Annotated in this window: 9 protein-coding genes; 7 read left to right on the forward strand and 2 right to left on the reverse strand. The window is 34.4% G+C overall.

Translation table 11 applies throughout. The features are described from left to right. The first annotated feature begins 51 nt into the window (after positions 1–51). From VG895_00125 to VG895_00135, 3 genes are all read left to right on the forward strand, one after another. A complete protein-coding gene (locus VG895_00125) occupies positions 52–1314 on the forward strand; it encodes a hypothetical protein (protein HWA51448.1) in 1263 nt (420 codons plus the stop codon). Positions 1315–1387: 73 nt separating this feature from the next. Next, complete coding sequence (locus tag VG895_00130) at positions 1388–2932, forward strand: ABC transporter substrate-binding protein (protein ID HWA51449.1); 1545 nt, start codon at positions 1388–1390, stop codon at positions 2930–2932. Between the two features lie 25 nt (positions 2933–2957). After that, positions 2958–3938: a methyltransferase gene (locus VG895_00135; protein ID HWA51450.1), complete on the forward strand. Its 981-nt coding sequence runs from the start codon at positions 2958–2960 to the stop codon at positions 3936–3938. On the opposite strand, the gene VG895_00140 is transcribed toward VG895_00135, so the two are convergent. Further along, a complete protein-coding gene (locus VG895_00140) occupies positions 3891–5153 on the reverse strand; it encodes a hypothetical protein (GenBank protein ID HWA51451.1) in 1263 nt (420 codons plus the stop codon). The two genes, VG895_00135 and VG895_00140, sit on opposite strands and share 48 nt — an antisense overlap. Positions 5154–5500: 347 nt before the next feature. Between VG895_00140 and VG895_00145 the strand changes: the two genes are divergently transcribed. After that, positions 5501–6247 (forward strand): ATP-binding protein, encoded by a 747-nt coding sequence (locus tag VG895_00145; protein HWA51452.1) that lies wholly within the window; start codon positions 5501–5503, stop codon positions 6245–6247. 78 nt (positions 6248–6325) lie between these two features. Next, positions 6326–7333: a response regulator gene (locus VG895_00150; protein ID HWA51453.1), complete on the forward strand. Its 1008-nt coding sequence runs from the start codon at positions 6326–6328 to the stop codon at positions 7331–7333. Between the two features lie 2 nt (positions 7334–7335). Here VG895_00150 and VG895_00155 read toward each other — a convergent pair whose 3' ends face one another. After that, a complete protein-coding gene (locus VG895_00155) occupies positions 7336–8016 on the reverse strand; it encodes a hypothetical protein (protein HWA51454.1) in 681 nt (226 codons plus the stop codon). Positions 8017–8662: 646 nt separating this feature from the next. Here VG895_00155 and VG895_00160 point away from each other — a divergent pair. Both VG895_00160 and VG895_00165 read left to right on the forward strand, forming a co-directional pair. Then, positions 8663–9610, forward strand: a complete 948-nt coding sequence (locus VG895_00160; GenBank protein HWA51455.1) for a DUF3050 domain-containing protein — start codon at positions 8663–8665, stop codon at positions 9608–9610. Beyond that, the coding region (locus VG895_00165; GenBank protein HWA51456.1) for a PAS domain-containing protein at positions 9579–10590 on the forward strand (1012 nt) is incomplete at its 3' end. The genes VG895_00160 and VG895_00165, both read left to right, overlap by 32 nt.

Here is a 10590-nt window from a genome sequence, read left to right on the forward strand (position 1 = left end):
GGTAAACGGTTTTTTTAAGGTGCAAGTACTTACTAAAAAGGATAATACGTGATGATATTTGAAAATTTAACATGTGGATATTTGGGTAAAAAACATGAAAACGCCACCTTAAATTCTAGGTTTTACGCTGAAATGTTTAGCCAAAACTTATCTTTTCGCGAAATTATACTTTTCCCTCAAAGAATTCCTAAATCCGGTTTTTTTCAGGAATTAGTTGCCCATGAATCACCAGAATTTATGAAAGAATTTAATGATATTTCTTCAATGATTAAAAAGAATGCTATCGCTTCTGCAAATAAAGTTTCTTTTGAGCAATCAAACTCTAATTTGAGAGAGCTAATCAATTGGATTTATATAATGATGCGTTATGGTCTTTCGCAAGAAATTATTACCAATAAGGTTTATGAAATAAAAATAGAACCATTTAATTTGGAATTTGAAACCGCAAAGGAAACAGCAAAAATTGAGGTTTGTTTGTCCTCTGGAGCTACTATAGACTTGACTGGGTTAATTCAGCTATCAAAACAATGTCTTACACAAACTAATATTCCAAGTCGAGAAGAAATAATTTTGTTAAATCGTCTTGTGGTTTATTTCTATAGACACAATCAATTTTCTGAATATAAGAACATAATATTAAGTTTTGCTCAACGACTTATTGATATTATAGAGCATCAATCTAATGATACATTTTTAAATAAAATTTACGCATCAGTAGTCTATCGAGGCTTAGCAATGGTGATTGATATGGGCAAAGCGTTTCAGCAAGATTGCTTAGATAAATCCGAGCAAATTGCCCGCAATATCATAGGGGAAACAGTCTTTGAAGAAATAAGCGCAAAAGAAAATCTTCTTACTTTACTGCAAACCAAATCTAAATGGACAATGCGCAATCAGGATTATAAATATACGGAAAGTTGTTTGTTAGAAATGATAGACTTGGATAAACACGATTCTACAGGATATAGTGAGCTAGGCCTCTTTTATTCTAATAATGAACTTTATCAAGATGCATTACCAATGTTTAAAAAAGCAATTCAGTTAGGTCCCCCAGCGATTGGTATGAATGCATATTACTATGGAAAATGTTTAGAGCTATCTGGAAATATTGAAATGGCTATGACCGCATTTTATGAGGCAGCACAGTTGGATGAGCAATCTCTCAGTCCATGGATAGATTTATTCTTTATCTATATAAATGCAAATCAAGGATATTTAGCAAAGAAAATTGCTCAACATATTTTTAATACTGCTATTTTAAAAGAACAACTTTCAGATGAAGAAGTTATTAAGATAAAGTCTATACTTTGTTAAAATGGCACATAAGGATATAATGTATGGTTGTAGTTAACTTTCTCGGTCTTTTATGCTGCTTCAAGATTTTTTTATGAGTGCTCTAATTTTCCGCTACTTTATAATTATTTTTTTGTTGTTTTCTGCAGTGGATACTTTGGCCACCCCTGCGAGCAATCCTATCAATGATTGGAAACAATATAAAAATTTTCTAATTTTTGCTGTTCCTGTCAGTTTTGGAAAGTTTGATCCAATATCTTTTCTTCAAGCACATACAAAATATACGCTTCCCCTGGTGTTTGAGCCACTTGTTTCTATAAATCCCAACCAAGAATTAGAACCAATCTTAGCTAAATCCTGGGATATTGACCAACAACACAATACGATTACAATAACTTTGAACAATAATCATAAATTTTCTGATGGAAGCCAGGTGACTTCTCAGGATGTTGTAAATTCAATTTTGAGAGTCTGCAGTAATAAAAGTCGAGTCAGCTTAGAGCTAGAGGGTTTGATTGGATGCAATAAACAGAATCCCCAGGTCGAGGCGCTAAATGCTACTACGATCAAATTTAAAATAAATACACATCCAACCATATTTCTTTTTCAACTAGCCTCACCCAACGCTGTTATTACTAAGCGAAACTTGTCAGGAGAACTTTTAGGCTCTGGGCCATATTTTTTAGATACTTTGAATCATGATTATATTATTCTAAAGAAAAATACCCATTATTATGATCCATTAAATATAAAAAATGATGGCATAATCTTCTATTATTTAGATAAGAATAAAGTTCATGAATCTCTTAAAACAGAGAGGCCTGACGGCATCATTATGTATAGAACCTCTGATTTAAATGGTTTGCAGGACGATAATTATAAGACAATTAAAAGCAATTCTAATATTACAATGATTTTTGTAATAAATAATTTCCATTTCCCATTTAATTATAAAATAGTCAGAGAAGCTATTTCCGCAGAAATATACGACCAACACAAAGTAGAATTCTGTGTATCAAACTCACATAAGGCTTATGGCATTATTCCTACAGGATTAGGAGGATCAATAGCGAATATGTCTCCTATATCTAAACCAAAAATAAACCCTGAGACAGTATTCAAACAAGTGCCCAGTTTAAAAGACAAAATGGCTATTGTTTATGTGCATCGCCACATTGATAGTAAGAATACATGCGAAGAAAATGCACTGATTGAAGCAGCCAAAAAATATAATATTTCAATGAAATTCATTTATGATGCTGATTATTCAATACTGTTGTCCTTATATCAGAACCATAAAGCTGATGCATTTATGGAGCTTTATGTTGCAAAAAATCGTGAAGCCTATACGGTTTTGCAACCCTTTGCGCATAATGGGGCAAATGTAGCTAACATCAAAGGGTTTCAGCTTGATAATTTGTTAAATATAGCCCTTTCTGAACCCTCTTCACATAAAAGATTTCAAGATTATAATGCGATAGCAAAATATATTGAAAGTGAAGCTTTTGTTATTCCACTTTACTATAGTGATCATAGCAATCTGATAAGCCAATGTATATTAGGGGTATCCAAGGATTTTTATTTTAATCCCTATCGAATTTTTCCAAGTCTTTATAAATCGCGGGGATGCGTTAACTGACATTAATCTGGAGAACATAATAATAATGTTACAATATATTTATGGCTATGAAATCACGCAGTGTTTGTACGTAGTTGCAAAATTGGACATTGCTGATTATTTATTGGAGAGTAGTAAAGAAATTGAGCAGCTTGCAGAGCTTTGTTCGGCCTCACCTTGCGCACTGTATAGAGTGATGAGATGCTTAGCTTCATTAGGCATCTTTGTTGAAAATGAAAATAAAGAATTTTCTTTAAATGATTTAGCGCTTCCATTAACCTCAACTGCCAATAATTCTGCAAAAAACTTTATTATCTTATGCGGTGAATCTTTATATAATGCTGCCGCAAATTTATTGCATAGCGTTAAAACTGGTCAAGTGGGGTTTTATCATTCAACCAAGATGGATTATTGGGAATATTTAAACCTTAATCCAGAAAAAGCTAAAATATTTAATGACGCGATGGAGACAGGGTCTCGATTTACTATTGATGTTATTTTATCTGTCTATGATTTTTCTCTGTTTAATTATATTGTTGATATCGGTGGCGGAAAAGGCCATTTTATTGGCAGCATTTTAAAAAAATATCCCTCAGCAAAAGGCATATCATTTGATTTAGCTCATGTTACAATACCCGCAAACGAATATATCAATAGTTTAGAATTAAATAATCGCTGTGAAATTATATCGGGAAGTTTTTTTGATTTTATTCCTGCAGGAGGAGATTTGTATCTATTAAAAGTGATATTACACGATTGGGATGATGATAATGCAAAAGCCATACTAAAAAATTGCAGAAAAGCTGTAACAAAAAGATCTAAGATCTTAATCATTGAAAAATTAATAGATAATGGAAATAATTTACAAAGTATTTTTCTAGGCGATATCAATATGTTAGTTACGCATGGGGGAAAAGAGCGTAGTTTATCCGATTTTGAGTTGTTGTTGAAAGAATCAAATTTTCATATAAACTCCGTATTAAGAACAAGCACTGCTTTTTCTATTATAGAGGCTATCCCTATATAAAAATTTTCTAATAAAAATATAAGTTAGATATAGTATTAGCTGTAATGATATCATAATCAAAATTGATTGTTTTTTGGACAGATTAAAGATGGTGGCTAACAACAGCGGCGAAAAGAAATATATGAAATTTTTTTGCGCTAAAGTTATAGCCGAATAGGCATGAATTAACGTGCTGTCATTTCCAGCCATCAAAATTAGATCATCCCTGAATCGTAAAAATGAAAGTTGCATGAAAAAACTGGTTATGGCTAATGCAGGAAAAATTGCATAACTAATATTAAATTGCAGCAAGCATAGCCAAACACTATTTAACAATAAAAATTTAGATAACAAACTGCTTTTGATGAATCTTGATATGTGGACATAAAATATACAGGCTATAATGCCGGTTAATTGTTCGATCAACCATAACCATTCTTGCAATAATTTCGGCATTCCCTCAATTATTCCAAGTTGACTAGATGAAGATAATAAGGGTATTAATCCAGCTAATAGTAAAGATATGCTTATTTGAGTGTAAAAGGTCACTGTATCAGCATTTAAGAATATTTTGCGCTTAGACAAATTTAATGGTCTGCTTGTTTCTAGTGCACTATTGTTCTGGACATTTATAAAATGCAATAAAATGAGCGCTAAAACATAGCTTATGGCATCAATTAAGATTATAAAATTTATTTTAAATTTTAAAAGCAGGAGCGGGGATATTGCCGTCGCTAGCAGTAAGGCAATGCTTGCGCTTAACTCCCTATTACCCGAGTATTTTCTGAACAAACTTTCATCCTTGGTTGTTAATTTAAATGTTATGGATAATAATATTGCGACAAGGACACCGGGTAAGCCAGTTAACATTATCCCCAGCAACGTAAGAGCAAAATTCTTTATCTGAAACCCTAAAAGTAAAACAATTAAAGATAAGCCCCCGAAAATTTGTGAAAGTATGAATGCGCGAGATATCCCAAACCATGCTATAATTTTTGGCACCAAATAACTAAATAAGAAAGCAGCTAGTGTCCTAGCGCCCAAAGCTATGCCTATGTAATAAATATTTTTAAAATAAGGATCTATGCTGAAAAATGTCGAAACGCTGCTTAAGGAAGATCCAAAAGCGGTTATAAAGTAAAATAAAATTAAAAATTTTTGTTTTGACACTTGTTTAAAATAAGCATGAGTGGAAGACAATTTGAGAATTAAAAACTGCGCCAGCATTGATAACACTGGCGCGTTTAACTTTAGAATTGGTAGCTATTGCCTACATTCTTTGCATTAGTTCTAAACTTTTTCATAACTAATCTCCATAAGGTTAATTTAAGAAACTTAAAATAACACAATATTCTTGTTAAATCTAGCAATATTTTAGGATTCGTGGTTTCTCCCAACTTTAAAAATGATAGAATAAATCCTCGCTAACTTTGTATCACATATTAAATTATTTACGATTTTTGCATTTATCATGTTTTTCGAATTTTTAATTTAGTTTTATGCCAAATTGGAGCCGTTTTTGCTATTTAACATGCGGGATTAATTTAACACGATTCATTTTAATTGGAGCTGTTAGCCTCTATATGAAAGAAAATTTTGAAAATCACCTTGAAATCATAGGCCAAAGCATTGCACATGATCTTCGCACCCCTCTTTTAGCCGTGCATTCAGGTATTGAAGGTGTAAAAAAATATCTTCCTGTGTTAATTGATACTTATAAACAAGCTGCTCAGCATCAACTCAATCTCCCTGATATTCAACCGCGACATTTTGACATGCTAGAGAAAGCATTAAATTTTGCTTCTCAAGCCACTTATTGTGCTAATGTATATGTTAATATACTGGAACTAAACTTGACTAGGATTAATATAGGAAATCTAATAGAGTTATGCTCAATGAGTGATTGCTTAGACAAAGCTATCGAAAAATACCCTTATAAATCAGATCGTGAAAGACTTATTTTATCTAAGTCGATTACTCATTCAGAAGATTTTTTGTTTAATGGAAATAAAGTGTATATCAACAATCTTTTGTTGAATTTATTTAGCAACAGTGTTTATCGTGCTCAAAGAACTGAAAATGGTACGATATCTATAATAACGAAAAAAGGTAAAAATGAAAATTATTTGTATATTAAAGATACTGATATAGGTTTACCCTCCAATGAATTAGAATCAGTTTTTTTACCAACCTATCGTTCACAGCAACACAATCTAGGGCTATATTTCTGCAAAGAATTGATGAGGGTATTAAAGGGCGACATCACTTGTCATGCGGAAGAAAACTGTTTTACGGAATTTATTCTTACATTTCCTTCTCATATTTCTTAGAAAATCTTTATAGTGTGTTGGAAAAACTAGTTGCAATTTATCATCTGAAAAAATTTTACACAATCAAGGCATGGCCATATGAGCAATATTACCCAAGCATTATTTTATTTCCCAACAACTGTGTTACTAGTTGATGACGATTCAAATTTTTTGTCAAATTTCGGATTTATGATTGACCAAAATATACCCTTAAAATTATGCGACACCCCACACAAAGCATTGGAGATATTGAGGTTGTCGCCAAAAGCTGAAGATATTATAAATAAATCAATTACTTCAGTTGCGCCTTTAGAGTCAGGGGATACCAATCTATTCCCCGACTATATAATGAGAGCTGATATTAAAAATCTTCATGAATATATTTACTATAAAAGCAGGTTTTCTTGTATATCAACTTTGCTGGTTGATTATTCAATGCCAGGAATGGATGGTGATGAGCTGTGTAGGCAATTAGAAAATAATCCCGTAAAAAAAATTATGTTGACGGGGGTAGCTGATTATTCTAGGGCAATTAAATGGTTTAACTCTGGAATAATTGATCATTTTATTGTGAAAGAATCTAACAATATGTCCGCAGAATTAAACCAGGCTATTTGTAAGTGCAAAAAAGCATACTTTGAAAAATCTTCTCTAAATTTATTAAGCTATATTACTAAAATGAATTCCTGTTTTGATAACATAAAATATTTCGAGTTTATTCATAAATTTTTTATGGAAAATAAATTTTCTGAATATTACTTAATTGACTCATCTGGAAGCATGTTGTTTCTTGATTTTCAAGGCAACCCAACATGGATAATTATAAAATCTGCGAATGAGATTGAGCAGTTAGCCGAGGTTTCAGTTGAAAATGAGGCACAACCCGAAATCATTAAACTACTACAAACAAAGAAGAAGATCCCTTTTTTCTTTACAGATGATGATTGGCGGGCACCCGTTTCAAATTGGGAAAATTACTTACATGAGGCATTGCCTATTCCAGGAGTGTTGGGTCATTATTTCGCAACCATTCATCCCAACACAAGATATAATTTAAATAAGGATAAAATCACATCTCATAAAGATTATTTGTTAGCAATCAGTTAATCCTATGGATTTTTTTTCCTGTGCCAAATAACTGCCGCAGCATAAATCAAATCTATGTTATAAACTATAGGGTCACTTATATTTGAATTGATATTTGTACAAATCAAATTAAACTTTTTACTATTGCCTTCAGTTAATAGTTTACGCAACAATAATTTTCCATCGGCAGTTTGCACAATACAATCTAAACCTATTACTGATTGGATATCATCTTTGTAACGTTTGATTCCTGCCACATAGTCTCCTTTTTGGTAACATGGGTTCATGCTGTCATCATGAATAACCAAATCTACAGATCCTGGATTATGATTTCTAAAATAAATGAGTTCTTCTATAATATGTTTATCTTGATCAGAAATGACCTTAGAATTTGGAGGTGGTTCAAGCATTACATTTTCAAAGTTTGGAATAATCGTTGGGCCTTGACCAATTTCATAAAGCAACCAATCAGCTGTGCACATAACCCCTTCTTTCTTTAACTCACCTATAACCTTCTGTGCGCCATTTTCTGAAAGTCCTCCATGCCGAGCTACTTCCCAGCCAATTAAAGTATCGATTTTGATGCCGGTATGTTCACACATTTCTTTGCGCGTAAGATTAGCTAGATTCCGCAGCTTACGCAATCTTTTAGCCCTAGCCTCTGGTGAGGATTTAGGATCATCTATTTTTTTTTGTGATGTCATGTAAAATGTTGCCAATATGATATTGATAAAAATTTGCTATTTAAATTATCTCTATTCAATACAAAGATGTTTTTTAAAAAAAGGGGTTAATTTTTTTAATTATTCCACACTCCAGATATTCTGCCAACCCTGTAAACTCCAATACGAAAAATAGTTGCCTCAAAATTAGCTGATTTCTAATATGAATAACATACCATTTAAAAAGTAGCAAATTTCCGCTTTTAGAGAGTTAAGTCAGCGATACTTCATTCTTTTGATACGTAGGAAGTTGGTCTTATATGTGGAATAAAGAGTCTTATTCGATAGGAGTGAAGAACCATCAGAGTAAAAATTAAAATTTGACTACACCAGGTACAGACCAGTCTATGCCATAAGCTTAAAAAACCATTAAGGTATTGCTTTCAAAAACAGTTGCGCAGATAATAGGCGCAGCCCCTCGGTGCTAAGAACACCTTGGGGCCACTTCCACAATCTAAGCTAATCCAGGAGCTTAAATTATGACCCGTAAAGTTTACACCAACGCGCGTCCGCGCAAAATTCCTTTTTTTACTTTTGATCAATTTTTGTACATTTCCGTTCGCCCTGTTTTCGGATCAGCAGCGAACATCCCTGCGATTTTGTTTAAACCTTCTGTCCATAATGCATTGTGGAAGCAGAATCGCAGGCACGAAATGTCCAAAAACGGGTCAACAGTAACAAGGAATGGGGTAGGCTGAGCAGAAGGGGGATTGATGGCGGAGCGAATTTGGCCGCTCCGCCGTTAATTCTGCCCCTTCTGCCAGCTTCCCCGCAGCTGAAATTCAGCAGCGAGGACGCGCGCGTGCACACAAAATTATTGCAGATTATCGCCGCCATCTCACCCTTGGCTGATGCGATTAAACGGCATAAGCTGTTAACAGCAATCGATTCCATCGAAAAACTACGCCTTTTCACCCAAATTCATGTCTATGCGGTGTGGGACTTTATGGCCTTGCTAAAAGCCCTTCAAGGCAAACTGACCTCAATGCAACCACTTTGGACACCGCCCATAAACCCTATGGGATGCCATTTAATCAATACCCTCTTAAGTGAGGAAGAAAGTGATCATCTTCCTGATGGTAGATACTTAAGTCACTTTGCCCTTTATTTAGAAGCTATGTCACATTGTGGCGCCAATATTCAGCCCATAACCGGCTTTATCAGCGATATAAAAGCCGATAAGCCACTTTCCAGCCTATTAGCCCGAACTGATTTACCCGTGCCGGCCAGGCGCTTTATCGCCGATACTTTTACCATCATAGAAAAAAACAGCCATGCCATTGCTGCCTCATTAGCCTTTGCTCGTGAATATATCACCTCGAATTTATTTTCAACTTTACTGCGAACGATTGAACCCACTGGTTCACATTATTCACTAGAAACTTTGAAATGTTACTTGCAACGCCACATTGACCTCGATAGCGACAAACACAGCCAACAATCGCAACAGTTGGTCGCCAGTCTCTGCGGAACGGATGAAATCAAATGGCAAGAAGCCTTAGATGCTGCCCACTTTTCATTGCAAAGCCGAATTCAATTACTGGATGGAATCCATGCTGCCATCACGCATTTATGAGAGATTAAATCAACCCATACCAAGGAAATGGATGAATACCTTTAATTCACAAGTGCAACAACTGCTAATTGAAACTATTTTTGATCACATTCCACAACTTATCTTTTGGAAAAATACCGCCTCTATTTATTTAGGTTGTAACAAGAAATTTGCTGAGTTGTTAGGCTTGAATACTCCTGAAGAAATCATCGGTAAAAGTGATTATGATTTAAATTGGCTGCCAGACGGTGACACCGCTGAAAAATTTCAAGCGGGCGACCAAAAAACGCTAGATGGGTATTGTGTTACGAATGAAGAAGAATGGTTGTCCGTCAAAAATGGTACCCGAATCCTTACTTTAGTTAATAAAGTGCCATTAATAGACGCTGACGGTACCATCGTTGGCGTTTTAGGCGTAGCCACTAATATTACCGAGAAAAAACGCATCGAAGAACACATGGCTAGAGTTGAGCACCAACTCAAAGGCATGACCATTGTCAGTGCAAGTATCGCCCATGAAATGCGTACCCCTTTAGCGACTTTAAAAAACACAGCTAATGGTATTAGATCCATGTTAGCACCACTTACCATCGGTTATCAGGCTGCACTCGCTCACCAACTTAACATCCCTAAAATCCCTGCTGCTAAATTAGAATTGTTAAAGACTGCCCTCGACCTGCTTGAAAACAAAACTACTGAAGCAAATCGTATTATTGACATGCTACTCACTAATTTGCAAAGCTTGCGACAAGAAAAACTTATTCACCCACAGAAATGCTCTGCCCGTCACTGTATCAACGAGGCGTTTGCACAATATCGATTTACTAAAGATACACCACAAATTATCTGGGATAATCAGCATGATTTCATATTCTATGGCAAAGAGCTGTTACTAATACATGTCCTGTTTAATTTATTTAAGAATGCTATCTATTTTATCCGCAAGGCAGGCAAAGGAAACATCCATATTTGGTTGGAACATCATCCAAGGCATAACCAGA

The organism is Patescibacteria group bacterium, from assembly GCA_035549555.1.
Lineage (GTDB): Bacteria > Patescibacteriota > Microgenomatia > UBA8517 > UBA8517 > Co84-156.

Coding starts and splice junctions, on each gene's coding strand:
- VG895_00125 (HWA51448.1), top strand. CDS start 52: ATGATATTTGAAAATTTAACATGTGGATATTTGGGTAAAAAACATGAA.
- VG895_00130 (HWA51449.1), top strand. CDS start 1,388: ATGAGTGCTCTAATTTTCCGCTACTTTATAATTATTTTTTTGTTGTTT.
- VG895_00135 (HWA51450.1), top strand. CDS start 2,958: ATGTTACAATATATTTATGGCTATGAAATCACGCAGTGTTTGTACGTA.
- VG895_00145 (HWA51452.1), top strand. CDS start 5,501: ATGAAAGAAAATTTTGAAAATCACCTTGAAATCATAGGCCAAAGCATT.
- VG895_00150 (HWA51453.1), top strand. CDS start 6,326: ATGAGCAATATTACCCAAGCATTATTTTATTTCCCAACAACTGTGTTA.
- VG895_00155 (HWA51454.1), bottom strand. CDS start 8,016: ATGACATCACAAAAAAAAATAGATGATCCTAAATCCTCACCAGAGGCT.